At 71.3% G+C, this 24,637-nt stretch carries 18 protein-coding genes; 8 read left to right on the forward strand and 10 right to left on the reverse strand.

Annotation, left to right across the window (positions count from 1 at the left end; all coding sequences use genetic code 11):
• Window positions 1-7: 7 nt before the first annotated feature.
• A complete protein-coding gene (locus tag ACWY4P_RS51970; RefSeq protein ID WP_456207808.1) occupies window positions 8-799 on the forward strand; it encodes a metal-dependent hydrolase in 792 nt (263 codons plus the stop codon).
• Between the two features lie 70 nt (window positions 800-869).
• Here ACWY4P_RS51970 and ACWY4P_RS51975 read toward each other — a convergent pair whose 3' ends face one another.
• Entirely contained in the window at window positions 870-2,651 is a 1,782-nt protein-coding gene (locus ACWY4P_RS51975; RefSeq protein ID WP_456207809.1) for an ABC transporter ATP-binding protein, read from the reverse strand.
• Entirely contained in the window at window positions 2,648-4,564 is a 1,917-nt protein-coding gene (locus ACWY4P_RS51980) for an ABC transporter transmembrane domain-containing protein (protein ID WP_456207810.1), read from the reverse strand. Before ACWY4P_RS51980 ends, ACWY4P_RS51975 begins: the two co-directional genes overlap by 4 nt.
• Window positions 4,565-4,720: 156 nt before the next feature.
• Between ACWY4P_RS51980 and ACWY4P_RS51985 the strand changes: the two genes are divergently transcribed.
• Window positions 4,721-5,458: a hypothetical protein gene (locus ACWY4P_RS51985; RefSeq protein WP_456207811.1), complete on the forward strand. Its 738-nt coding sequence runs from the start codon at window positions 4,721-4,723 to the stop codon at window positions 5,456-5,458.
• Between the two features lie 50 nt (window positions 5,459-5,508).
• On the opposite strand, the gene ACWY4P_RS51990 is transcribed toward ACWY4P_RS51985, so the two are convergent.
• Window positions 5,509-6,162, reverse strand: a complete 654-nt coding sequence (locus ACWY4P_RS51990; protein WP_456207812.1) for a phosphoribosyltransferase — start codon at window positions 6,160-6,162, stop codon at window positions 5,509-5,511.
• 221 nt (window positions 6,163-6,383) lie between these two features.
• On the opposite strand from ACWY4P_RS51990, the gene ACWY4P_RS51995 reads away from it, so the two are divergent.
• A complete protein-coding gene (locus ACWY4P_RS51995; protein ID WP_456207813.1) occupies window positions 6,384-7,793 on the forward strand; it encodes a cation:dicarboxylate symporter family transporter in 1,410 nt (469 codons plus the stop codon).
• A gap of 42 nt (window positions 7,794-7,835) precedes the next feature.
• Here ACWY4P_RS51995 and ACWY4P_RS52000 read toward each other — a convergent pair whose 3' ends face one another.
• Complete coding sequence (locus ACWY4P_RS52000) at window positions 7,836-8,279, reverse strand: MarR family winged helix-turn-helix transcriptional regulator (RefSeq protein ID WP_456207814.1); 444 nt, start codon at window positions 8,277-8,279, stop codon at window positions 7,836-7,838.
• A 116-nt stretch (window positions 8,280-8,395) separates the two neighbouring features.
• On the opposite strand from ACWY4P_RS52000, the gene ACWY4P_RS52005 reads away from it, so the two are divergent.
• The gene (locus tag ACWY4P_RS52005; RefSeq protein ID WP_456207815.1) at window positions 8,396-10,240 is read left to right on the forward strand and encodes an ABC transporter ATP-binding protein; all 1,845 of its coding nucleotides are present in this window, start codon (window positions 8,396-8,398) and stop codon (window positions 10,238-10,240) included.
• An 88-nt stretch (window positions 10,241-10,328) separates the two neighbouring features.
• On the opposite strand, the gene ACWY4P_RS52010 is transcribed toward ACWY4P_RS52005, so the two are convergent.
• The 6 genes from ACWY4P_RS52010 to ACWY4P_RS52035 form a co-directional block, all read right to left on the reverse strand.
• The gene (locus ACWY4P_RS52010; protein ID WP_456207816.1) at window positions 10,329-11,471 is read right to left on the reverse strand and encodes a CaiB/BaiF CoA transferase family protein; all 1,143 of its coding nucleotides are present in this window, start codon (window positions 11,469-11,471) and stop codon (window positions 10,329-10,331) included.
• A gap of 86 nt (window positions 11,472-11,557) precedes the next feature.
• The gene (locus ACWY4P_RS52015; RefSeq protein ID WP_456207817.1) at window positions 11,558-12,526 is read right to left on the reverse strand and encodes an acetylxylan esterase; all 969 of its coding nucleotides are present in this window, start codon (window positions 12,524-12,526) and stop codon (window positions 11,558-11,560) included.
• Between the two features lie 138 nt (window positions 12,527-12,664).
• The gene (locus tag ACWY4P_RS52020; RefSeq protein WP_456207818.1) at window positions 12,665-13,708 is read right to left on the reverse strand and encodes a LacI family DNA-binding transcriptional regulator; all 1,044 of its coding nucleotides are present in this window, start codon (window positions 13,706-13,708) and stop codon (window positions 12,665-12,667) included.
• 230 nt (window positions 13,709-13,938) lie between these two features.
• On the reverse strand, window positions 13,939-14,763 hold the full coding sequence (locus ACWY4P_RS52025) for a hypothetical protein (protein ID WP_456207819.1): 825 nt from the start codon (window positions 14,761-14,763) through the stop codon (window positions 13,939-13,941).
• A gap of 200 nt (window positions 14,764-14,963) precedes the next feature.
• Complete coding sequence (locus ACWY4P_RS52030; protein ID WP_456207820.1) at window positions 14,964-15,209, reverse strand: SGM_3592 family protein; 246 nt, start codon at window positions 15,207-15,209, stop codon at window positions 14,964-14,966.
• A gap of 128 nt (window positions 15,210-15,337) precedes the next feature.
• The gene (locus ACWY4P_RS52035) at window positions 15,338-17,320 is read right to left on the reverse strand and encodes a glycoside hydrolase family 127 protein (RefSeq protein WP_456207821.1); all 1,983 of its coding nucleotides are present in this window, start codon (window positions 17,318-17,320) and stop codon (window positions 15,338-15,340) included.
• A 230-nt stretch (window positions 17,321-17,550) separates the two neighbouring features.
• On the opposite strand from ACWY4P_RS52035, the gene ACWY4P_RS52040 reads away from it, so the two are divergent.
• The 4 genes from ACWY4P_RS52040 to ACWY4P_RS52055 all read left to right on the forward strand — a co-directional run bounded on the left by ACWY4P_RS52040 (window position 17,551) and on the right by ACWY4P_RS52055 (window position 24,617).
• Window positions 17,551-19,434, forward strand: coding sequence for a family 43 glycosylhydrolase (locus tag ACWY4P_RS52040; protein WP_456207822.1), 1,884 nt, complete (start codon window positions 17,551-17,553; stop codon window positions 19,432-19,434).
• On the forward strand, window positions 19,434-20,882 hold the full coding sequence (locus ACWY4P_RS52045; protein WP_456207823.1) for an RICIN domain-containing protein: 1,449 nt from the start codon (window positions 19,434-19,436) through the stop codon (window positions 20,880-20,882). Before ACWY4P_RS52040 ends, ACWY4P_RS52045 begins: the two co-directional genes overlap by 1 nt.
• Before the next feature lie 116 nt (window positions 20,883-20,998).
• The gene (locus tag ACWY4P_RS52050) at window positions 20,999-23,542 is read left to right on the forward strand and encodes a beta-L-arabinofuranosidase domain-containing protein (RefSeq protein ID WP_456207824.1); all 2,544 of its coding nucleotides are present in this window, start codon (window positions 20,999-21,001) and stop codon (window positions 23,540-23,542) included.
• 67 nt (window positions 23,543-23,609) lie between these two features.
• The gene (locus ACWY4P_RS52055) at window positions 23,610-24,617 is read left to right on the forward strand and encodes an aldo/keto reductase (protein WP_456207825.1); all 1,008 of its coding nucleotides are present in this window, start codon (window positions 23,610-23,612) and stop codon (window positions 24,615-24,617) included.
• The last annotated feature ends 20 nt before the right edge of the window (window positions 24,618-24,637 follow it).

Below are 24,637 nucleotides of genomic sequence, written 5' to 3' on the forward strand. Positions count from 1 at the left end.
TAACACCATGATGGGACCGGCGCATTCGCTGTCCGGGGCGGCAGCCTGGCTGGGGGTGGGTGCGGCGGCCGCGGCAGCGGGCCATGAGATGCCCTGGCCGGTGCTTGTCGTCGGCGCTCTGATCTGCGCCGGGGCGGCGCTCGCCCCCGATCTCGACCACAAGGCGGCGACGATATCCCGCGCGTTCGGACCGGTCTCCCGGGGCCTGTGCGAGGTGACCGACAAACTCTCGCACGCGGTCTACAAGGCGACCAAGAAGCAGGGCGACCCGCGCCGCTCGGGCGGTCACCGCACCCTCACCCACACCTGGCTGTGGGCGGTGCTGATCGGCGCGGGCGCCTCGGCGCTCGCGATGACCGGCGGCCGCTGGGCGGTGCTCGCGATCCTCTTCGTCCATATGGTGCTGGCCGTCGAGGGGCTGCTGTGGCGCATGGCGCGGGTCTCCAGCGATGTGCTGGTGTGGCTGCTCGGCGCCACCAGCGCCTGGATCCTCGCCGATGTGCTGCACAAGCCGGGCAACGGCGCCGACTGGCTGTTCACCGAGCCGGGCCAGGAGTATCTGTGGCTCGGCCTGCCGATCGTCCTGGGGGCCCTGGTGCACGACATCGGGGACGCGCTCACCGTCTCCGGCTGCCCGATCCTGTGGCCCATACCGATAGGGCGCAAGCGGTGGTACCCGATCGGACCCCCGAAGGGGATGCGGTTCCGGGCGGGCAGCTGGGTCGAGCTGAAGGTGCTGATGCCGGTCTTCATGGTGGTGGGCGGCCTGAGCGGCCTCGGTGCCCTCGGCATCATCTGACCCCGGGGACCCGGCGGCTGACCCCGGGGACCCGGCGGCGCGGAGCGAGCCGCACCGCCGGGGGCGGTCGCTACTGGTGCCAGGAGCGCCACAGCGCCGCGTAGGCGCCGTCCGCCGCGACGAGTTCGTCGTGGCTGCCCAGCTCGCTGATCCGGCCCTGCTCGACCACCGCGATCAGGTCCGCGTCATGGGCGGTGTGCAGCCGGTGGGCGATGGCGACCACGGTCCGGCCCTCCAGCACCCGGCCCAGGGACCGCTCCAGGTGCCGCGCCGCCCGCGGATCGAGCAGCGAGGTGGCCTCGTCCAGGACGAGCGTGTGCGGATCGGCCAGGACCAGCCGGGCCAGGGCGATCTGCTGAGCCTGCGCCGGGGTCAGCGCCAGCCCGCCCGACCCGACCTCGGTGTCCAGACCGCCCTCCAGCGCCCGCGCCCAGCCCTCGGCGTCCACCGCGCTCAGGGCCGCCCACAGCTCGGTGTCCCGCGCGGAGGTGCGGGCCAGCAGCAGATTGTCGCGCAGCGACCCCACGAAGACATGGTGCTCCTGGTTGACCAGCGCCACATGCTCGCGCACCCGCTCCGCCGGCATCCGGGCCAGCTCCGCGTCGCCCAGCGTCACCGTGCCCCTCCGGGGCGCGTAGATCCCGGCGAGCAGCCGGCCCAGGGTGGACTTGCCCGCGCCGGACGGCCCGACCAGAGCCAGCCGCGTCCCCGGCCGTACCCGCATCGTCACCCCGTGCAGCACATCGATGTCCGCCCGGTACCCGAACCGCACCTCGTCCGCGCGCACCTCCCGGCCGCCGGGCGCCACCGTGTCGTCGGCCGAGTCCGGCTCGATCTCCCGCACCCCCACCAGCCGGGCCAGCGACACCTGCGCCACCTGTAGCTCGTCGTACCAGCGCAGAATCAGCCCGACCGGCTCCACCAGCATCTGTGCCAGCAGCGCCCCCGTCGTCAGCTCGCCGACCGTCATCCAGCCCCGCAGCACAAAGGCGCCGCCGATCATCAGCACCGACCCGGTGATCAGCGAGTACGTCACATTGATCACGGGGAAGAGCACGCTGCGCAGCCAGAGCGTGTACCGCTCCCACGCGGTCCATTCGCGGATCCGGCGCTCGGACACGGCGGTCCGCCGGTCGCCCAGCCGCTGCGCCTCGATGGTCCGTCCGGCGTCCACCGTCTCGGTGAGGGACGAGGCCACCGCCGCGTATCCGGCCGCCTCCGAGCGGTAGGCGCTCGGCGCACGCCGGAAGTACCAGCGGCAGCCGATCACCAGCACCGGGAGCGCGATCAGCACCGCCAGCCCCAGCGGCGGCGCCGTCACGGTCAGCGCGCCGAGCAGCAGCCCGGTCCACACCACCCCGATGGCCAACTGGGGCACCGCCTCGCGCATCGCGTTGGCCAGTCGGTCGATGTCGGTGGTGATCCGGGACAGCAGATCGCCGGTCCCGGCCCGCTCCAGCACGCTCGGCGGCAGGCCCACCGACCGTACGAGGAAGTCCTCGCGCAGATCGGCCAGCATCTTCTCGCCCAGCACCGCGCCGCGCAGCCGCACCATCCGGACGAACGCGGTCTGCACCGCGAGCGCCACCGCGAACAGTGCGACGGTGCGTCCGATGTGCAGGTCACGCTCTCCCGCCGCGAGGTCCTCGACCAGCCCGCCCAGCAGATACGGGCCGACCATGGAGGCGATCACGGCGGTCGCGTTCACGGCCATCAGCAGGGCGAAGGCCGCCCGGTGCCGCCGCAGCAGCTCGCGGACGTAGTCCCGCACGGTGGCGGGGGTACCGACCGGCAGTGTCGTCGCCGACTGTGGTGCGGCCGGGTCATAGGCCGGTGGGGCCACTCCGATCATGCCGACTCTCCGATCTTCCCGATCCGCTCCGCGGCCCTGGGCCCCGTGGTCTCGTGCCCGTTCGCGTCCTGGCCCGCGTCCTGGTCCGCTTCCTCCGGTTCGCGCGTGACCACCGCGCGGTACGCGTACTCGGTGCCCAGCAGCTCGCGGTGCACGCCCGCGGCGGCCGCCTTGCCGTCCCGTACGAACACCACCCGGTCGGCCCGGTCCAGCAGCAGCGGGCTGGAGGTGAAGACGACGGTGGTCCGCCCCGTCCGCAGCCGCCGCAGGCCCTGCGCGATCCGCGCCTCGGTGTGCGAGTCCACCGCGGACGTCGGCTCATCGAGCACCAGCACCTCAGGGTCGGTCACCAGCGAGCGGGCCAGCGCCAGCCGCTGCCGCTGTCCGCCCGACAGGGAACGGCCGCGCTCGGTGATCCGTGCACGTAGCGGGTCCGCCGTGCCCGAGTCGTCCACCGAAGCCTGTACGAGCGCGTCCAGCACGTCGCCGCACTGCGCCGCCTCCAGCGCCTCCGCCACCGTGACCGCCTCCGAGCGGGGCACATCGAGCAGCTCGGCGAGCGTGCCCGACAGCAGCACCGGGTCCTTGTCCTGGACCAGCACCGCCCGGCGCGCGGCGGCCAGCGGCACCCCGTCCAGCGGCACGCCGCCCAGCAGCGCCGACGGAGCCCGCCCGGGCTCCGCCTCCGCCGCGCCTCCGCCGTCATCGCCGCCGTCGCCATCGTCGTCGTCCGGAGCGTGTCCGCCGAACCGGTCGGCCAGTCGTCCCGCCAGGTCCGGGTCTCCGCACACCACCGCGGTCAGCTGCCCGGCGGGCGCGAGCACCCCGCTCATCGGGTCGTACAGATCGCCGCCGAGCTGCTCCCCGCCCGGTCCGTCGGCCGCCGTGTGCGCGCCGGGGCGCTCGGCGCCGGTCGTGGAGCGCCGCAGCCCCAGCACCCGGGCGGCGCGCCGCGCCGAAGGCCGGGAGAAGGAATAGGCCATCGCGATCTCCTCGAAATTTCTCAAGGGGAAGAGCAGGAAGGTCACCGCGCTGTAGACGGTCACCAGCTCGCCCACCGAGATCCGCCCCTCCCGGGCGAGTGTCGCCCCGTACCAGACGACCCCGATCAGCAGCAGCCCCGGCAGGGCGACCTGGACGGCGGCGATCAGCGCCCACATGCGGGCACTGCGCACCGCCGCCGTCCGCACCTCCTGCGAGGCCCGCCGGTAGCGGTCGAGGAACAGCTCCTCGCCCCCGATGCCGCGCAGCACCCGAAGCCCCGCCACGGTGTCCGAGGCCAGTTCGGTCGCCCGGCCGGCCTTCTCCCGCTGCTCGTCCGCCCGCCGCGTGGCCCGGGGCAGCAGCGGGAAGACCGCCAGCGCCAGTGCGGGCACGCCGAGGGCCACCACCACCCCCAGCGCCGGCTGGTAGACGGTCAGAGCCACACACACCCCGACGGTGGTGATCGCGGCCGCCGTGAAGCGGGACAGCGCCTCCACGAACCAGCCGATCTTCTCCACATCGCCGGTGGAGACGGCCACCACCTCGCCCGCCGCCACCCGCCGCGTCAGCGTCGAACCCAACTCGACCGCCTTGCGGGCGAGCAGCTGCTGCACCCGTGCCGCCGCCGTGATCCAGTTGGTGACCGCCGCCCGGTGCAGCATGGTGTCCCCGAGCGCGGTGAGCGCGGTCAGCCCGGCCATCAGCCCGCCGGCCAGCGCCAGCCGCCCGCCCGAGCCGTCCACGACGGCCTGGACGCCAAAGCCGATGGCCACGGGGAAGGACACCAGGGCGGCCATGTGCAGCAGACCCCACAGCGCCGCCTTCACCTGCCCGCCCAGTTGATTTCTGCCCAGCCACCACAGGAAGTGGGGTCCTGATCGGACGTCGGGTAGGCCGGGATCGGGATATGGAAGATCGCGAATGTGCATGACGTCCCAGGGCTCGGGCGGGGTGACGGGCAGGCAGGAGCCGTGAAAGCCTCGCGCCCCATCCCTGCGGCATTCAACTGGTTTTCCCACGCCGGGACACGGAACACGCCAATCCCGTGTGCGTCTCCGCGCCACGGGAGTGGGACGATGGGGGACATGCGAATTTCCGGCACGACGTCCATGCGCGCGGCGGCCGCCACCGGCGCCGCCCTCATCCTCCTGACGGCCTGCGGCGGCGGTGCGGGCGGCGACGGCGACAAGAGCGGTGGCCAGGGCAAGCAGGCGCTGCGCAGCTCCGCACCCGTGTCGGACCCCACGCGCATCCCGGATGTGGGCGACGCCCTCCAGGCGAAGATCCCGGCCGCCGCGCGGCAGGTCGTCGCGGTCTACGGCAATGGCGTGAACTCCGCGGACGCGACCGTCGTGCTCTATACCAAGCAGGGCAAGAAGTGGGAGCGGACCCGCAGTTGGGCCGGACACAACGGCAAGCGGGGCTGGACGACGGACCATCACGAGGGCGACAAGCGCAGTCCGGTCGGCGTCTACACGCTCAGCGACGCGGGCGGTGTGCTGCCGGACCCCGGTGCCCGGCTGCCGTACAACCAGGCCGCCGCCTTCGCCGCCCCGCACTACTGGCCCAAGACCCACTGGCACGACTTCGACTACGTCATCGCCATCGACTACAACCGCGTCAAGGGCACCTCACCGCTCGACCCGACCCGGCCTCAGGGCCAGAGCAAGGGCGGATCCATCTGGCTGCACATGGACCACGGCAGCGGCACCTCGGCGTGTGTGAGCCTGCCCAAGTCCGGCATGGAGTATCTGCTGAAGAACCTCGACCCCACGCTGCACCCGGTCGTGGTGATGGGGGACAAGGCCCACCTGGCCGGGTGAGCCGCGGACCGGCCCGCCCGGCCCGTCAGGTCCGTCAGGGGTCGGACCTCTCACTGCGGAGCGAGGGAGGCCCGCAGTACATCGATCACCTCATCGTCGCGGACCTGTGCGAAGTCCTCGTACCACAGGCCGACCGCCTGGAACGGGTCGGGCTGGTCCAGGCACACCAGGTCGTCGACCTCCGGGCGGACCGCCGCGGCGGCCTCCCGTGAGCACACCGGCACCGCGAGGATCACTCGGGCGGGCCCGCGATGGCGCAGGGAGCGCAGCGCGGCCCGCGCGGTGACACCGCTGGCCAGCCCGTCGTCCACGACGATCACCGTACGGTCCCGTAGGTCGGCGGAGGGGCGCCCACGACGGTAGAGCTGTTCGCGGCGGCGCAGCTCGGTGCGCTCTTCCCGGGCCCGCGGGGCGAGCTGGGCCGGCGTCAGATCCAGCAGGGCCAGCGCCCGCTCGTCGTACAGCGGCGGGTCGTCCCCGGCGAGTGCGCCGACGCCCAGCTCGGGGTTGAACGGGGCGCCGATCTTCCGGGCCACCAGCACGTCCAACGGCACCTGCAGCGCCTGGGCGATCTCGTCCGCCACCGGCGCGCCGCCCCGGGGCAGCGCCAGCACCACGGGGTTTCTCAACCGCTCACCCCGCGGCGGCTCGCGCAGCCGCTCGGCCAGCTTCCGCCCGGCTTGCCTCCGGTCGCGAAAACGCATCGTCCCACCTCTCCCTTCCGTTGCTGTCCCCTGCGTCGGGCCCGTGGTGGCAGGTCTGCTCCGTTCCTCGCCCCTGAGTGCCCGTCGGCCTGGGCGCTATGCGCGGGCAGGATTTTCCCCGTTGTTACACGGGGCCCTTCCATGGACCATCACGCTCCGCCATAGTGGCGCATCGCGGAATTTACTTTCCGCATCTCAGAAACTAGCCCGGAGGAGCCCACGTGCCGCTCGCCGCACCATCCCTTCCCCTGCGCGCCCTGAGACTGCTGCGCACCTCGCTGTTCACCCAGGTCGCCTGCGCCCTCGTGCTCGGAGTCGCCGTCGGGCGGCTCTGGCCGGACGTGGGAACGGCCGTCCAGCCGCTCGGCGACGGGTTCGTGCGTCTGATCAAGGCGGTGATCGCCCCGCTGGTCTTCTGTGTCGTCGTCGCCGGGATCGCCAAGGCCGGGGACCTCAAGGCCTTCGGGCGGATCGGCCTCAAGGCCCTCATCTGGTTCGAGGTGGCCTCCACCGTGGCGCTGCTCCTCGGTCTGGTCGCGGCCAATCTGACCGGCCCAGGCACCGGTATGCACGTCGACCCCGCCTCGCTCGACTCCTCCGCCGTCGACGACAAGACCGGCGGCGGGCATCTGCCCTCGACGTCCCAGTTCATCCTGGACGCGCTGCCGGACAGCGCCGTCGGCGCCTTCGCCCAGAACTCCCTGCTCCAGGTCCTCGTGCTGGCCTGTCTGGTGGGCGCGGCCCTGCTCCACCTGGGCAAGACGAAGGTGCCCGCGATCCTGTCGGCGGTCGAACAGGCCCAGGAGGTCGTCTTCGCGATCGTCGGCTTCATCATGAGGCTCGCCCCGCTGGCGGTCTTCGGAGCCATGGCGCATCTCGTCGGCCAGTACGGGATGGGGGCCCTGACGACGTACGGGAAGCTGATCGCGCTCTGCTACGGCGTCGCGCTGCTGTTCCTGGTGCTGCTCGGCGTCGCCCTCAAGGCGATGACCGGGCTGAGCCTGTGGAGGTTCGTCAAGTACACCCGCGAGGAGATGCTGCTGGCCCTCGGCACCGCCTCCAGCGAGACCGTGCTGCCGCGGATGATGCAGAAGCTGCGCGCGGCCGGGTGCCGGGACGACGCGGTCGGGCTCGTGCTCCCCACCGGATACTCCTTCAACCTCGACGGCGCCGCCATCTATCTGTCCATCGGCACGTTGTTCATCTCGCAGGCGGTCGGCGTGGACCTGAGCCTGGGTCAGCAGATCACCGTTGTCCTCGTGCTGATGCTCACCAGCAAGGGCATGGCGGGCGTGCCCGGTTCGGCCTTCCTGGCACTCTCGGCCACGGCCTCGGCCCTCGGGGTGATCCCCGCGGCCGCCGTCGCGCTGCTGCTCGGCGTGGACCGGATCATGGACTCGATGCGGGTGGCGACCAATCTGCTCGGAAACTGTGTCGCCGTCTTCGCCGTCTCGCGCTGGGAGGGCGCGCTGGACGTGGCGAAGGCCAAGCGCGTGTTCGACGGTGAGCGGCCGGCCGCCGAGGAGGAGCCCGCGGAGTCCGCCACCCCCGCGGAGTCCGCCGCGCCGGCGGGGGCCATGGCCCCCGCCGAGACCGTCCCGCCCGTGGAGGCGTCCGCGTCCGGACACTGAGCGGCGTCACCGGATGCGGAAAGTGCCTCGGGGTCGGGCTCCTCAGCAGCGGCCCTGGCCGGGTGTGCCGGCGAGCGTGTCCAGCAGCTCGCCGAGCACCTCGCGCTGGCGGTCGGACAGCGGGGCCAGGATCTCCTCCGCGGCGACTCGGCGCGCGTCGCGCAGCGCGCGCAGCGTCGCACGGCCGGTGTCGGTGAGCTCGACGCGCACCACTCGGCGGCTGTCCGGATCGGGCGCACGCCGCACCGAGCCATGCGCCTCCAGGGCGTCCACCAGCGTCGTCACGGCGCGCGGGACCACTTCGAGCCGCTGCGCGAGGTCCGCCATGCGCGGCGGCCGGTCGCTGTGCGCCACCGTGCGCAGCAGGCGGGACTGGGCGGGGGTGATGCCCAGGGGCTCCATGTGCCGCTTCTGGGCGCGGTGCAGTCTGCGGGTCAGGCGCAGCAGCTGCTCCGTGAGGAGGCCTGAGGTGTCGGACGTGGGCATGATCGCAGTCTATCAGGACAAGGCTCATTGTGAGTATAGGTAACAATGAGCTATGCTCTGCAAGGCCTCACCCGCCCCGGGCCGCGGGCCACCCCCTCCCTGCCCAGAAGGAGCCCATGCACCACGACACAACCCAGTGGACCCCGCCTTCCGCCGACCTCGATCAGCCCGCCCAGCTGCGGCGCATCCTCGGGCTCTTCCGCCCCTATCGTGGCCGCCTCGCCGTCGTCGCCCTGCTGGTCGCCGCCTCCGCCCTGGTCTCCGTCGCCTCGCCGTTCCTTCTGCGCGAGATCCTCGACACCGCGATCCCCGAGCGCCGCACCGGACTGCTGACCCTGCTCGCCCTCGGCATGATCGCCGCGGCCGTCGTCACCAGCGTCTTCGGAGTGCTCCAGACCCTCATCTCCACCACCGTCGGCCAGCGCGTCATGCACGACCTGCGCACCGCCGTCTACGACCGGCTTCAGCGCATGCCGCTCGCCTTCTTCACCCGTACCCGCACCGGCGAGGTGCAGTCCCGGATCGCCAATGACATCGGCGGCATGCAGGCCACCGTCACCTCCACCGCGACCTCACTGGTCTCCAACCTCACCAGCGTCGTCGCCACGGTCGTCGCGATGCTCGCCCTCGACTGGCGGCTGACCGTCGTCTCGCTGCTCCTGCTGCCGCTGTTCGTCTGGATCAGCCGCCGGGTCGGGCGCGAGCGCAAGCGGATCACCTCGCAGCGCCAGAAGCAGCTGGCGGCCATGTCCGCGATGGTGACCGAGTCCCTGTCGGTGAGCGGGATCCTCCTCGGCCGCACGATGGGCCGGTCCGAGTCGCTGACCCGGGAGTTCGCCGGGGAGTCCGAGCGCCTGGTCGGCCTGGAGGTGCGCTCCAGCATGGCCGGGCGCTGGCGGATGTCCACCATCGGCATCGTCATGGCAGCCATGCCCGCCGTCATCTACTGGGCCGCCGGCCTGGTCCTGGACTCGGGCGGTCCCACCGTCTCCATCGGCACCCTGGTCGCCTTCGTCTCGCTCCAGCAGGGGCTGTTCCGGCCCACGGTCAGCCTGCTGTCCACCGGCGTGGACATCCAGACCTCCCTCGCTCTCTTCCAGCGCATCTTCGAGTACCTCGACCTGCCGATCGATATCACCGAGCCCGCCGAGCCCGTGCGCTTGGCGAAGGTGCGCGGCGAAGTCCGCTTCGACCGCGTCGACTTCTCGTACACGAAGGACACGAAGGACACGAAGGACACGAAGGGCTCGAAAAGTTCGATGCTCACGCTCGGCGGCATCGATCTGACCGTCCCGGCGGGCGGCAGCCTGGCCGTCGTCGGGCCGACCGGCTCCGGCAAGACCACCCTCAGCTATCTGGTGCCGCGGCTGTACGACGTCACGGGCGGCCGGATCCTGATCGACGGAGTGGACGTCCGCGACCTCGACTTCGACACCCTCGCCCGCGCGGTCGGCGTCGTCTCCCAGGAGACCTATCTCTTCCACGCCTCCGTGGCCGACAATCTGCGCTTCGCCAAGCCCGGCGCCACGGACGAGGAGATCGTGGCGGCCGCGCGGGCCGCCCAGATCCATGACCACATCGCCTCGCTGCCCGAGGGCTATGACACTCTCGTCGGCGAGCGCGGCTACCGCTTCTCCGGCGGCGAGAAGCAGCGCCTGGCCATCGCCCGCACCATACTGCGCGACCCGCCCGTGCTCATCCTCGACGAGGCCACCAGCGCCCTGGACACGCGCACCGAGCACGCCGTGCAGCAGGCCATCGACACCCTCTCCACCGGGCGGACCACGATCACCATCGCCCATCGCCTGTCCACCGTGCGGGACGCCGACCAGATCGTGGTCCTCGACGGCGGTCGCATCGCCGAACGGGGCAGCCATGACGAGCTGCTGGCCCAGGGCGGTCGGTACGCCGCCCTGGTGCGGCGCGACGAAAGCCTCGCCCCCGTGGCCCCGGCGGGGTAGGCGCAGCTCCCGGCCCTGCCTGGTCCGCTGCCAGGTCCGTCCCGCCTGGTCCGCTCCGCCAGGCGCCGCGGTACCCCCGAGCGGCCCGCTATCGGGAAAACTCGGCGCGCACCACCTCCGTGTGCTCGCCGAGCGCGGGCACCGGCCGCATCGCCGCCTGGCGCCCGTCGACCTCGACCGGCGGCAGCAGACCGCGCAGCGGACCCACCGGCGAGTCGAACTCCCGCCACCGCGCGCGTGCCTCCAACTGCGGATGGGCGGCGAACTCCGCGATATCGCGGAGCCGGGCGTTGGCGATGCCCGCCCCGTCCAGCAGGGCGATCAGCCCGTCGGCGGTGTGTGCCGCGAAACACTCCTCGAGCTCCGCCGTCAGCTCCTCGTCATGCTCGCGGCGCGCCGGGTTCTCGGCGAACCGCGGATCGCGGATCAGCTCGGGGCGGCGCAGCACCCGCTCGCACAGGGCGATCCACTCACGGTCGCTCTGCACGCTGAGAAAGACCCGCGCGCCGTCCCCGCAGCGGTAGGGACCATACGGCGAGATGGACGGATGGCGGGCGCCGCTGCGCGCCAGCGGCGCCCCGCCGTAGGCCTGCGCGAAGTACGGGTGGCCCATCCATTCGCCGAGCGCGTCCAGGAGACTGACGCTCAGATCGGTCCCTTCGCCCGTACGCTCCCGCTCGTACAGAGCGGTGAGAATCCCGGTGTACGCGTACATCCCGCCCGCGATGTCCGCGATCGAGATCCCCGGCCGCGCCGGAGCCCCCGGGTCGCCGGTGATCGACAGCAGACCCGCCTCGCACTGGACCAGCAGGTCGTATGCCTTCTTGTCCCGGTAGGGGCCATCGGCGCCGTATCCGGAGATGGCGCAGGTGATCAGGCGGGGGTGCCGGTCGCGCAGCACCCGCGCGCCGAGGCCGAGCCGGTCCACGGCGCCGGGCGCGAGATTGTGCACAAACACATCCGCGGCGGCGACGAGCGCTTCCAGAAGCCTGCGGTCCCTGTCGCACTTGAGGTCCAGGACGACGCTCTCCTTGCCGCGGTTGACCCAGACGAAATACGCGGACATGCCCTGGACGGCACGGTCGTAGTCGCGGGCGAAGTCCCCCCGCCCCGGCCGTTCCACCTTGATGACGCGGGCGCCGAGATCGGCGAGCTGGCGGGTGGCGAACGGGGCGGCGACGGCCTGTTCCAGAGCGATCACGGTGATGCCGTCCAGGGGCTGCGCGGGCACGGGCGACTCCTTCGGTGCGTCCTCAGGCCCTTTCTTCCCCTCCGGAAGCGGCGGCAGAACGCCCGGCGCCCCCGGAGGGGTGCTCCTCAGCCGAGCAGGCCGCGCAGAAACGCGATCTGCTCGGCCTGCTGGTGCACGCCCCCGCCCTCATGGCCGTTGAAGGCCCATACCTTCAGGTCCTTCTCGCCCGCGTAGTGGTTGTACGCGGCGAATCCACAGGACGTGGGGGTGATCGCGTCGCGCAACGCCGTCGAGAACAGTGCGGGTGCGCCTGCGCGGGCCGCGAAGTTGAGCCCGTCGAAGTGGTCCAGCGTGGCCAGGACCTGGTCCGCCAGGTCCCGCCGGCCGGCGCAGAACCGGGCCACTTCGCCGTACGGGTCGGCGTCGGTGATCTCCACGGCGCGGCGTATGTGCGTCATAAACGGAACATCGATCAGCGCCGCGGTCAGATCCGGCACCAGACCGGCCGCCGCAAGGGCCAGGCCGCCGCCCTGGCTGCCGCCGCTGACGACGATCCGCCCCTCGTCGACCAGCGGGTGCGTGCGGGCGGCCGCCACGGCGCGTACCGCGTCGGTGTACAGCCGTCGGAAGTAGTAGTCGTCCGGGGACAGGATCCCCTTGGTCATCTTGCCGGGAGCCTCGGGCCCGGTGCCGCCGACCGGGTCCGGCGTGTTCCCGGGGCTGTTCGGGGACGCGCCCTGGCCGCGGCTGTCCATGACGAAGACCGCGTAGCCGACCGAGGGCCACAGCAGCCAGTTGTGCGGCAGACCCCGGCCGCCGTTGTAACCGATGTACTGCACCACGCACGGCAGCGGGCCCGTCGCCTCCCGCGGCGCCAGCAGCCAGCCGCCTATCCGGTGCCCGCCGAACCCGGAGAACTCCACGTCGTAGGTGTGCAGACGCGTCAGCCCCGCGTCCGTTTCGGTGAAGACCGCGTCCAGAGCGTGTTCGCCCGCTTCGGCGAGGGTGCGCTCCCAGAAGGCGTCGAAGCCGTCGGGCTCGGGCAGTGCCGGCTGGTAGGTGCGCAGTTGGTCCAGGGGCATGTCGACGAACACGGCGGGGGTACCTCCCGGGTGAGTGGTGCGACGGCGCGGGTGGGGCACGGCTCGTTCGGAAAGCGCTTACCGCAGCGGCGGCGGCACTCACCGTCGTACATGATCGTCCGGATATCCGATCAGCGTTCGACTTCTCGGTCAAGAGGGAAGACCGCGCGGGGGAGCGGTGCTGGAGCGGATCACGAGACGGGTGGACAGCTCCGTCCGGGTGCCCTCGGGCACCTCGCCCGACATCAGCCGCAGCAGACTGCGCAGCGCTGTCGCCGCCATCTCGGACAGCGGCTGACGCACCGTGGTGAGCGCGGGCGTGACCCAGCGGGCCTGCGGCAGATCGTCGAAGCCCACCACGCTGATGTCGTCCGGCACCCGCAGCCCCCGCTCCGCCAGCGCCTGATACACGCCGAGCGCCATCTGGTCGGAGCAGGTGAAGACCGCGGTGGGCCGCTCGGGCAGTTCGAGGAGCTCACACATCCGCTGATGGGAAACGGTTTCATCGAAGTTGCCGTATCGCACATAGTCCGGCGGGACGCGCAGCCCGGCCGCCGCCATCGCCGAGCGGTAACCGGCGACCCGGGCGCTGCTGCACAGCTTGCGCCGATAGCCGCCGATCACCGCGATCCGCCGGTGCCCGAGGCCGATCAGGTGCTCGGTCGCGCTCACCCCGCCCTGCCAGTTGGCCGCGCCGACGGACGGCACGCCGGGCGGCGGGTCCAGTACGGGGTCGATCATCACGAACGGGATGCGGTGCTCGTCCAGCCAGGCGTACTGGGTGGGCGTCAGCTCGGCGAGGTTGAACAGCACCCCGGAACTGCCGCGGGCGCAGAGCTTGTCCAGCCAGCCCCGCTCGGGGCGGCCGCCGCGGGTGCGGGTGAGCCCGGCCGAGACCACCACGTCCAGCCCCGCGTCGTGCGCGGCCTGCTCCACGCCGTGCAGCACCGCCCCCGACCACGCGGTGTCCAGCGAGTGCACGACCAGGTCGATCAGGGCCGGCGGCTTGGATGCCTCGAAGCGGGGCCGGCGCACATACCCCAGGCGGTCCAGCACCTCGGTGACCCGGCGCCGGGTGTCCGGGGCGACATCCTCCCGGCCGTTGACCACCTTTGAGGCGGTCGGTACCGACACCCCCGCCTCACGGGCGATGACCGCCAGGGTAGGCCCCGTCGACCCCGAGGATCGCGCCATCGAGAATCCCCTTCCGTACCCACCGGTTGGCGAAAGTTTCGAATACGGGAACCCACCCGCTCGAAGTGTTGACTGGATAGCAACCGGTTCCTACATTAAGGCGCCCCAAGTCGGCGGGGAACCCCTCGGAATTGAGGATGCGGCAACTGGTTGATATCGGACCGAAACTTTCGAAAAACCGCAGACAGGCCCCGTACGCTGGGGGGCGTACGGGGCCGCGGTGCGGGTGTCTACAAGCCGTAGCGGCTCTTGAGGTGGCGCCAGAAGTCGCGGTACATCCACTTGTCGAACTCGGTGATGTGATCGGCCGTCCCCGCCTGCATCAGGAAGCCGCCGACACCGGTCGGGGTCCAGTCGTAGAAGTCGTCCAGACCGTAGGTGTGGCCTATCTCGTGCAGCAGGATATGGATGTTGTCCTGGTTCACCGCGCCGACCATGTACTCACTGCCGATGCGCTGGCCCCAGTCGCCGCCCGCGCCGCCGCCGAAGCCCTTGGTCAGCCACAGCGACTGGTCGTAGTGGCGCGCCGCGCCGCCGGGGCACTTGGAGTAGTTGCCGTCCTGGTGGAAGAAGCGGCCGCAGTCGGGGGAGCACTGCGGCGCGCCTTCGCTCTCCAGCCCGGTGTAGATGTCGACCGAGTTGTCGGTCCACTGGAGGGTCGAGCGGTTCTTGACGGCCCAGCCGACGATCTTGACCGGGACGTCGTTGTACGGGAAGCCCTCGAAGCCCGCGACGGAGTCGATCCACTTCTTGGACTGCCGCTTGAGGGCGGTGTGGATCTGGTCGCGCAGCGCGGCACTGACGGGCTGGTCGGATTCCCAGCGGACGCAGTAGTTGAGGCTGCCCTTGTTGGCCATCACCTGGTCCCAGCCGTAGTTCTTGAAGCCGTACAGGTTCGGGTAGGTGGACTCGACGTGCCTCCAGACCTCGTTCAGCGGCTGGACGAGGTTGCTCGGCGGGTTCCAGGTGTCGGCCGTCGCCGAGGGGGCGGCCCCCGCGGGTGCGGAGAAACCGATGACGGACAGCGCCCCGGCCGCCACGGCGACCAGGAGCATTCGGAGTCTTCTTAAGAGCGGCATGGCGGCTCGCTTCCGGGTCGGGAAGTGGAAGCGGGCGGCACGTCCCCGCGGAGGGGCGGTACGGGTGCGTGGCCGCCCGCGACGGTTGGTCGCCACCGCTCGCCGAAACGTTGCCGCCTTCGCCCGCCGGAAATACGCCGCTGTCGCCGCGGAGCGGCTCCCGCCCTGACGCGGTCCTAACGCCGCCGTCGCCGCCTGCGCCGCTTGCTCCAGAACCAGCCGGCCGGAGGCTCGTCGGTGCGCCACGGCTGCGGCTCGGGCGCGCGGCGCCGCCAGCGCGCGGTCAGGATCCGGGTGCGCGCGGCGGGCTCGGACACCTCCGCGCCGCGTATGAAGTCCTCGTCCAGGACGACGTCGTCCCAGTCGCCGGACTCGCCGGACTCGCCGGGGTCCGCTCCCCGGTCCGTGGAGCCGGTGCTCAAGGGACACCTCCCGTTCGCCGGTGCCCTCGGGCACAAGACCGTGTTCCTCAGCGGCACAACGTCCGGACCGTGCGGCAGGTTCCACAGCTCGGTGCGAGGGCACGGCGCGTGGGAGCTCGCACAAGCGCTTACACCGGAATCCACACCCGCATCGCGCCGGCCTCGCGGTTCGCCCACGCGTAGTAGGGGATCGCCGTCACCCGGACCGACCCGGCGGCGAGGGCATTCGGCGCGCCGGGCGCGCCGGGTGCGCCTGCCTCGGTATCGGCGTACGGCCACCAGCCCTCGGGCCGGACCTGGGAGCGCAGCGCCCCGGCCGTGATCGCGGTGACCCCGCCGAGCAACTCCGGCCGGTGCGCGGCGTGCAGCGCCGCCCCGGGGTTGAGCCGGACGCGGTCGAGCCTCAGGCCGGCCGACTGGTCCGGCGTCTCCAGGCAGTACACCAGCGGCCCGCGCTCGATCGCGACACAGCCGCGCACCGCGTCCACCCGGGGGTCGGGCCGGGTGAGCCGGGGGCGCAGCGGTAGGTCCAGCACCACCGTCTCGCCCGGCCGCCAGCGGCGCCGCAGCCGCAGCCAGTCGCTCTCGGCCCGCGCGACCACCGGTTCGCCGTTCACCGTCACCCCGTACTCGTCCGCCCAGTGCGGGATGCGCAGCGACAGGGTCCAGTCCCCGTCGCCGGGGACCTGGTCCACGACGACCGCGATCCGGCCCTCCCAGGGGTAGCCGGTGCCCACCCGCACCGCCCCGCCGCCCGCCGCGTACGAGCCCGACGCGTACTGGTGCAGCTGTAGGCCGTCCGCGTCGCCGCTGGCGATGTAGTGCGGCAGCGAGGCCAGCAGCCGCATCACGTTCGGCGGGCAGCAGGCGCAGCGGAACCATTCCGTGCGGCGTGCCCCCTGGTCGCCGTGCGGAATGGTGCAGTCCTCGCGGACCTGCAACGGATTGACGTACAGCCAGCGGTTGCCGTCCAGCGAGACGCCTGACAGGAAGCCGTTGTACAAGGTGCGCTCGACCAGGTCGCTGTAGCGGGCCTCGCCCGTCAGCAGCGCCATGCGCCAGCTGAACTGGATCGAGGCGATGGCCGCGCAGGTCTCGGCGTACGCCCGGTCGGGCGGCAGCTCGTACGCGTCGCCGAACGCCTCCAGGTCGTGCCGGGAGCCGACCCCGCCGGTCAGATAGGTCTTGGTGGCGGCCATGTCCTCCCACAGTCGCACCAGCGCCTCCCGCAGCCGTGGATCGCCGGTCTCGGCCGCCAGATCCGCGGCCCCGGCGAGCAGATACAGCTGGCGCACGGCGTGCCCGGTGACCTCGGTCGCGTCCCGCACCGGGGCGTGGTCCTGCCAATAGGGCGCGCCCGGGCGGCGGTCGGCCTCCCGGTCCTCGGCGCCGTCGCCGAGAGTGCCCGCTCCCCGCCGGTCCACGAAGTAGGCGGCGAGGCCGAGATAGCGCCGCTCGCCCGTCTCCCGGTACAGCTCGACCAGCGCCGTCTCGATCTCCGGGTGTCCGCACACCGCGTCCGCCGGCTTGCCGGGGCCGAAGGTGGCGTCGATGTGATCGGCGAACCGCACCGCCACGCCGAGGAGTTCGTCGCCTCCGGTGGCGCGGTGGTGCGCGACCGCGGCCTGGATGAGATGGCCCGCGCAGTACAGCTCGTGCCCCCAGTGCAGCTCGGTCCACCGCTGGGCGCCGGGCCTGACCTGGTAGTACGTCTGGAGGTAGCCGTCGGTGTCCTGCGCGGCCGCCACCAGCCCGGCCAACCGGCCGACGTGCCGGGCCAGTTCCCCATCGGCCGGCTCGGCCGCGCCCGCGGCCCCCGCACCCCCGTCTGGTCCCTCGGCCAGCTGCCAGGACGCGGCCTCCAGCCACTTGTGCACATCGGAGTCCTGGAACTGGAAGTCGCCGCTGAACCCCGGCGCCTTCGCTCCGGCGGCCGCCCGCAGATTGTCCAGGTTGCCCGCCTCTTCGAGCCGGTGCGGCCCCTGCGCGATGCTCACCTCGGCGTTGGTGCGGCGCCTGGCGGCCCAGAAGCCGCCGGTGATGCGGGCCGTGGTGGCCGGTCGCAGTGCGGTGTGCGCACCCTCGGAGAGCCGGATCGGTCCTGCGGTCATCTGCCTACCACTTCTTCCTGGTCACAGACACGGAAACCGGTTGTCGCGGCGAGCTTAGGTAAGCCTGGTCTCCGCGACAAGGTTTCCGTCTCGACAAGTACATGGCCCGGGCCACTGCGTTTTCGAAACTTTCGTACTCTCCCCAGGGCCTGTCAGAAGTCATCAGAAGCCTTAATCTCCGAACAAAATCGATCACGGGGGTCCGTCGCGTCATTGGGAGACAGACAGACATGAGCCGCAGTGAACAGCAACCCGGCCGCCGGCTGGTCCTCAAGGGTGCCCTCGCCGCGGGCGCCGTCATGGGCGCGCCCGGCCTGGCCCACGCCGCGGGCCCGGCCGCCGCGCCGGGTGGGGCCAATGCGGAGCCGTACCGCAATCCGCTCGTCCTCCAGCGGGCCGACCCGCACATCGTCAAACACACCGACGGCTACTACTACTTCACCGCGACCGCACCCGAGTACGACCGCATCGTCCTGCGCCGCTCCAGAACCCTGAAGGGCCTGGCCACCGCCGCCGAGTCGGTGATCTGGAGGAAGCACGCCGGCGGCGACATGGGCGCCCACATCTGGGCGCCGGAGATCCACTTCATCGACGGCAAGTGGTACGTCTACTTCGCCGCGGCACCCGCCAACGACGTCTGGAAGATCCGGATGTGGGTGCTGGAGAACGCGAGCGCCGACCCCTTCGCCGGGACCTGGACCGAGAAGGGCCGGATCACCACCCCGCTGGACTCCTTCTCCCTCGACGCCTCCACCTTCGTCCACCAGGGGACCCGCTATCTGATCTGGGCCCAGTCCAACCCGGCCGTCGGCAACAACTCCAGCATCTACATCGCCCGGATGGCGAACCCATGGACCGTCACCGGCCCGCAGGTGGAGATCTCACGCCCGACGTACGACTGGGAGACCCGCGGCTACAAGGTCAACGAAGGCCCCTCGGTCCTCCAGCGGAACGGCCGGGTCTTCCTGACGTACTCCGCGAGCGCCACCGACAGCAACTACTGCATGGGGCTGCTGACCGCCTCCGCGAGCAGCGACCTGCTGGACCCCGCTTCCTGGGCCAAGAGCCCGACGCCGGTCTTCACCAGCAATGACACCACCAAGCAGTACGGTCCGGGGCACAACTCCTTCACCGTCGCCGAGGACGGCCGCACCGACGTCCTCGTCTACCACGCGCGCCAGTACAAGGACATCACCGGCGACCCGCTGCACGACCCCAACCGCCACACCCGCGTCCAGCCCCTGCACTGGAAGGCCGACGGCACCCCGGACTTCGGCATCCCGGTCGCCGACGCGCCCGTACGCGAGGCGAAGGCGACGTCGCGGTACACCATGACCGCGTTCACCAACAGCAGCGAGTCCAACATGTACGTCTACGACTCGCCGGACGCGCTGGCCTACACGCTGCTCAAGGGCCCGGCCTACACACCCCCGGCCCAGCTGATCCGCGACCCCAGCATCATCAAGCACACCGACGGCTTCTACTACATCGTCTACACCACCAACTGGACCGGGAACACCATCGGCTTCGCGCGCAGCCGCGACCGGGTGAGCTGGACCTTCGTACGTGACCACACTCTCCCGGTGGCCGGTCTGGAGCGCACCTGGGCGCCCGAGTTCTTCGTGGACACCAACGGCAGCGTGAACGTCATCGTCTCGCTGGACACCACGTCCACCTCCGGCCAGACGTTCCGGCCGCATCTGCTCACCGCCACCAACGCCGCGCTGTCCTCGTGGACCACCCCGAAGCCGCTCACCGGCCTGGACACCGCCAACTACATCGACACCTTCGTGGTCCGCTACGCCGGTCAGTACCACGCCTTCACCAAGCAGGAGACGACGAAGTACATCGAGCACGCGACGGCGACCAGCCTCGGCGGGCCGTACACCTTCCGCGGCACCGGCGACTGGGCGGGCTGGGGCAGCTGGCGCGAGGGGCCCGCCCTGGTCCACCTGGACAACGGCGCCTGGCGCATCTACTTCGACGGCTATGCGGACCACAAGTACTACTACAGCGACAGCCTCGACGGATTCCGGACCTGGACCCCGATCAGGGAGCTGCCCGGCCTCTCCGGATTCGCCCGCCACTTCACCGTCCTGAAGGAGAGCGTGTGATGCCCGCCCCGAAGATGAGGCGCCCCCGCCTCTGGGTGCTCGTGGCCGCCGTGTGCGCGGCCCTGCTGGCCCCGCTGATGGGCGCGTCCGGCGCCCAGGCCGCCCCCGTGACCGTCCTCAACGGGACGCAGTACGCCACCACCTCGGGCGATCCGGTGCATGCCCACGGTGGGGGAGTCATCAAGGTCGGCGCGTACTACTACTGGTTCGGCGAGAACCGCAACGCGGACAACACCTTCCGCTATGTGTCCGCCTACCGCTCGAAGGACCTCAAGAGCTGGGAGTTCCGCGGGCACGTCCTGACCCAGGCGACGGACCCCGAGCTGGCGCAGGCCAATATCGAGCGGCCCAAGGTCCTCTACAACCAGCGGACCAAGCAGTTCGTCATGTGGATGCACAAGGAGAACGGCACCGACTACAGCGAGGCGCGCGCCGCGGTCGCCACCTCCCCGACCGTCGACGGCGACTACACCTGGCGGGGCAGCTTCCGGCCGCTGGGCCAGCACATGTCGCGGGACATCACGCTGTTCCAGGACAGCGACGGCACCGGCTACATGGTCTCGGCGGCCCGGGAGAACTACGACCTGCAGATCTACCGGCTGACCGACGACTACACGGGCGTGGCGAGCCTGGTGGCCAACCCGTGGCCCGGCGGCCACCGCGAGGCGCCCGCCCTCTTCAAGCGCGGCAACGTCTACTTCATGCTGACCTCCGGCGCCACCGGCTGGAACCCCAACCAGCAGAAGTACGCCACCGCGACCGACCTGGCGGGGCCGTGGACCGAGATGGCGAATGCCGGCGACGCGACCGCGTACGGCTCCCAGACCGCGTACGTCCTGCCGGTGCAGGGCGACCGGGCGACGTCCTATCTGTACCTGGGCGACCGCTGGGGCAACTCCTTCGGCGGCAAGGTCAACGACTCCCGCTATGTGTGGCTGCCGCTGTCCTTCCCGACCTCCCGCACGATGACGATGGACTGGTTCCCGCAGCTGGCCGTCGACACCGAGGCGGGCACCGTGACCGGCAGCGGCGGGCCGTACCGGACGCTGGTGGCCCGGCACAGCGGCAAATGCGCCGACATCACCTCCGCCGCGCAGGCCGACGGCACCGCGGCCGTGCAGTACCCCTGCAACGGCGGTGGCAACCAGCTGTTCTGGTCCAAGGACGCCGGCGGCGGCTACGTCCAGCTGGTCGCACGGCACAGCTCCCAGTGCCTGACCGTCAGCGGCGCCTCCGCCGACGACGGCGCGAAGGTCGTCCAGTCGGCCTGCGGCGCGGGGACGAACCAGCAGTGGCAGGCCACGGACGCGGGCGACGGGTATGTGCGGCTGACCGCCCGGTCCAGCGGCAAGTGCCTGGACGTCGCGGACGAGTCCACCGCGGACAAGGCCGCGATCGTGCAGTGGACCTGCACGGGCGGTGCCAATCAGCAGTGGCGGCGCGGCTGACCGGCCCGGCGCCCTGCTCCTGCTGGGACTGTTGACTTCCACGGAAGTGCCGGTAGCGTCGCCGTGCACAACATGTCGGACATTGTTCGTAATTTCGAACCTCTGTGAGGGAAGACATGAACGAACCAGTCGACAGACGGCACTTCCTCGCCACCACGGCGTCAGGTGCCGCGGCCGTCGCGCTCACGGCCGCGGCCGGCGGCACGGCCATGGCGGCCGCCCCCGCCGCCCCGGCCGCAGCCCGCGGCCGGGCACGGGCGCTCACCAGTGTCCGGCCGTTCCCGCTCGGCGCCGTCACCCTGCTGCCGGGCGTCTTCAAGGACAACCAGTCCCGCAACACCGGCTATCTGCGATACGTCGACATCGACCGGCTGCTCCACACCTTCCGGCTCAACGTCGGCCTGGCGAGCGGTGCCCAGCCGTGCGGCGGCTGGGAGAGCCCGACCACCGAGTTACGCGGCCACAGCACCGGCCACCTGCTGTCCGGGCTGGCCCTCACCTACGCCAACACCGGCGACACCGCGCTGCTGGACAAGAGCCGCAAGCTGGTCTCCGCGCTCGCCGCCTGCCAGGCGAAGTCCCCGGCGGCCGGATACGGGTCGGGCTATCTCTCGGCCTTCCCGGAGAACTTCTTCGACCGGCTGGAGTCCGGGTCCGGGGTGTGGGCGCCGTACTACACCATCCACAAGATCATGGCTGGGCTCGTCGACCAGCACCGGCTGGCGGGCAGCGCCGAGGCCCTGGAGGTCGTGCTGCGCCAGGCCGCGTGGGTGGACACGCGCACCGGCAAGCTCAGCTACGACCAGATGCAGCGGGTGCTGCAGACCGAGTTCGGCGGCATGAACGAGGTGCTGGCCGACCTGCACGCGATCACCGGCGACACCCGCTGGCTGGAGGTCGCCGAGCGCTTCACCCACGCCCGCGTCTTCGACCCGCTCGCCCGCAACGAGGACCAGCTCGCCGGGTTGCACGCCAACACCCAGATCCCCAAGACGGTCGGCGCCCTGCGGCTGTGGGAACAGGGCCGAAGCAGCCGCTACCGCACCATCGGCGAGAACTTCTGGAAGATCGTCACTGACCACCACACCTATGTCATCGGCGGCAACAGCAACGGCGAGGCATTCCACGAGCCGAACGCCATCGCCGCCCAGCTGTCCAACAACTGCTGCGAGAACTGCAACAGCTACAACATGCTCAAGCTCACCCGGCTGATCCACTTCCATGCGCCCGACCGCACCGACCTGCTCGACTACTACGAGCGCACGCTCTTCAACCAGATGCTGGGCGAGCAGGACCCCGGCTCGGCCCACGGCTTCAACATCTACTACACGGGCCTGGCACCCGGCGCCTTCAAGCAGCAGCCGTCCTTCATGGGCACCGACCCGGGCCAGTACTCCACCGACTACGACAACTTCTCCTGCGACCACGGCAGCGGCATGGAGACCCAGGCCAAGTTCGCCGACACCATCTACACCTACGCCGACCGCAGCCTGCTGGTGAACCTCTTCATCCCCTCCGAGCTGCGCTGGCAGGAGAAGGGCATCACCTGGCGCCAGACCACCGGCTTCCCCGACCAGCAGACCACCACCCTCACCGTGGCCTCCGGCGCAGCCTCCCTCGAGCTGCGCGTGCGCATCCCGGCCTGGGCCACCGGCGCCCGCGCGGCGCTCAACGGCACCACCCTCCCCGACCGGCCGAAACCCGGCAGCCGGCTGATCATCGACCGCTCGTGGAAGGCCGGCGACCGCGTCGAGCTGACCCTGCCGATGGCGCTGAAGCTCGACCCCACGCCCGACGACCCGGACGTCCAGGCCGTGCTGTACGGGCCGGTCGTGCTCGCCGGGGCGTACGGCAATCGCCCCAACATGACCATGCCACGGCTGGTGAAGGACTCGGTGCGGCAGCAGTCCGGTGCCACGCTCAAGTTCACCGCCACCGCGAGCGGCGAGACCGTCACCCTGCTCCCCATCGCCCGTGTCCATCACCAGAACTACAACGTCTACTGGCTGACCGGCGAGCCGCCCACCCCGCCGCCCGCCTTCGCCGCCTGGCACCGCTTCGACGAGACCAGCGGGACCGGCGCCGCCGACGCGACCGGCAACGGCAAGACCGCGGTGCTCACCGGCAGCGCCTCCTGGACCACCGGGAGGACGGGCGGCGCGGTCGCGCTGAACGGTACCGACGGCTACGTCGACCTCGCCGACGACGTCCTGGCCGGGGCGTCCGCGTACAGCGTGGCGGCCTGGGTCCGGCTGGACGGCCAGGCCGTGGAGTGGTCCCGGATCTTCGACATCGGGACGGGCGTGACCGCGAACATGTTCCTCACCCCGCGCGCCGACTCCGGCAGGCTGCGCTTCGCCATCACCGCGGGGGGAGGCGACGCCGAACAGCGCATTGAGGCCGACCCGCTGCCGACCGGCCAGTGGACCCACATCGCCGTCGTCTACGGCTCGGGCACCGCCGTGCTGTATGTGAACGGACGCGAGGTGGGCCGCAACACGCGGGTCACCGTGGAGCCGCGCCACTTCGGCAACCACCTCCGCGCCACCTATCTCGGCAGGTCCCAGTACCCCGACCCGTACCTCAAGGGCGCGATCGACGACTTCCGCGTCTACGGCAGGACGCTGACCGCGGCAGAGGTCACGGCCCTGGCACAATGACCACGGTTGACACCGAGGTCGCAAAAGATACGAGAACGAGAACGACACGGGAACGAGGACGAGACACATGGTCTATCTCGCCGCCGAGGGCCGCTACGGCTCCATGCACTACCAGCGCTGTGGCCGCAGTGGCGTGCTGCTGCCGAAGGTCTCCCTCGGCCTGTGGCACAACTTCGGCGACACCCACCCGGTCGAAACCCAGCGCGCGGTGCTGCGCCGCGCCTTCGACCTCGGCGTCACCCACATCGACCTGGCCAACAACTACGGCCCGCCGCCCGGCAGCGCCGAGTCCAACTTCGGCACGATCTTCGCCCAGGACTTCCGCCCGTACCGCGACGAGCTGTTCATCGCGAGCAAGGCCGGATACCTGATGTGGCCGGGCCCGTACGGCGAATTCGGCTCGCGCAAGTACGTCCTCGCCAGCCTCGACCAGTCCCTGACCCGGATGGGCCTGGACTACGTCGATGTCTTCTACTCCCACCGCTTCGACCCGGACACGCCTCTCGAGGAGACCATGGGCGCGCTGGACTCCGCGGTGCGGCAGGGCAAGGCGCTCTACGCGGGCCTGTCCAACTACCCGCCCGAGGCCATCGAGCGGGCGGCCGCCATCCTCAAGGACCTGCGCACTCCGTACCTGATCAACCAGCACCCGTACTCCATCCTCCAGCGCGGGGTGGAGGGCGGGGTGCTGGAGGCCTCCGCGCAGGCGGGCGTCGGCGTCATCGCCTTCTCGCCGCTCGCCCAGGGACAGCTCACCGACCGCTACCTCGACGGGGTGCCCGCCGACTCCCGCATGGCGGTCGGCCACTTCCTCAAGCGCGAGGTGCTCACCGAGCAGCGGCTCACCCTGCTGCACGCCCTCAACAAGCTCGCCGAGGGCCGTGGCCAGACCCTTGCCCAGATGGCGCTGGCCTGGGTGCTGCGCGACCCGCGCGTGGTGTCCGTGCTGATCGGCGCGAGCAGCGTCGTCCAGCTGGAGCAGAACGTGGCGGTGCTCGACTCGCCCGCCTTCACCGACGCCGAACTGGCCGAGATCGACCGGCTCTCGGCGGAGAACGGCGTCGAGATCCCCTGACCAACCCCGGCCGGCGTCCC

It is taken from the genome of Streptomyces sp. LZ34 (assembly GCF_053890475.1).

Bases quoted from the DNA above. Each gene is read 5' to 3' on its own strand.
- ACWY4P_RS51970 (WP_456207808.1), top strand. From the start codon at position 8: ATGATGGGACCGGCGCATTCGCTGTCCGGGGCGGCAGCCTGGCTGGGG.
- ACWY4P_RS51975 (WP_456207809.1), bottom strand. From the start codon at position 2,651: ATGATCGGAGTGGCCCCACCGGCCTATGACCCGGCCGCACCACAGTCG.
- ACWY4P_RS51980 (WP_456207810.1), bottom strand. From the start codon at position 4,564: ATGCACATTCGCGATCTTCCATATCCCGATCCCGGCCTACCCGACGTC.
- ACWY4P_RS51985 (WP_456207811.1), top strand. From the start codon at position 4,721: ATGCGAATTTCCGGCACGACGTCCATGCGCGCGGCGGCCGCCACCGGC.
- ACWY4P_RS51990 (WP_456207812.1), bottom strand. From the start codon at position 6,162: ATGCGTTTTCGCGACCGGAGGCAAGCCGGGCGGAAGCTGGCCGAGCGG.
- ACWY4P_RS52000 (WP_456207814.1), bottom strand. From the start codon at position 8,279: ATGCCCACGTCCGACACCTCAGGCCTCCTCACGGAGCAGCTGCTGCGC.
- ACWY4P_RS52005 (WP_456207815.1), top strand. From the start codon at position 8,396: ATGCACCACGACACAACCCAGTGGACCCCGCCTTCCGCCGACCTCGAT.
- ACWY4P_RS52020 (WP_456207818.1), bottom strand. From the start codon at position 13,708: ATGGCGCGATCCTCGGGGTCGACGGGGCCTACCCTGGCGGTCATCGCC.
- ACWY4P_RS52025 (WP_456207819.1), bottom strand. From the start codon at position 14,763: ATGCTCCTGGTCGCCGTGGCGGCCGGGGCGCTGTCCGTCATCGGTTTC.
- ACWY4P_RS52035 (WP_456207821.1), bottom strand. From the start codon at position 17,320: ATGACCGCAGGACCGATCCGGCTCTCCGAGGGTGCGCACACCGCACTG.
- ACWY4P_RS52040 (WP_456207822.1), top strand. From the start codon at position 17,551: ATGAGCCGCAGTGAACAGCAACCCGGCCGCCGGCTGGTCCTCAAGGGT.
- ACWY4P_RS52045 (WP_456207823.1), top strand. From the start codon at position 19,434: ATGCCCGCCCCGAAGATGAGGCGCCCCCGCCTCTGGGTGCTCGTGGCC.
- ACWY4P_RS52050 (WP_456207824.1), top strand. From the start codon at position 20,999: ATGAACGAACCAGTCGACAGACGGCACTTCCTCGCCACCACGGCGTCA.
- ACWY4P_RS52055 (WP_456207825.1), top strand. From the start codon at position 23,610: ATGGTCTATCTCGCCGCCGAGGGCCGCTACGGCTCCATGCACTACCAG.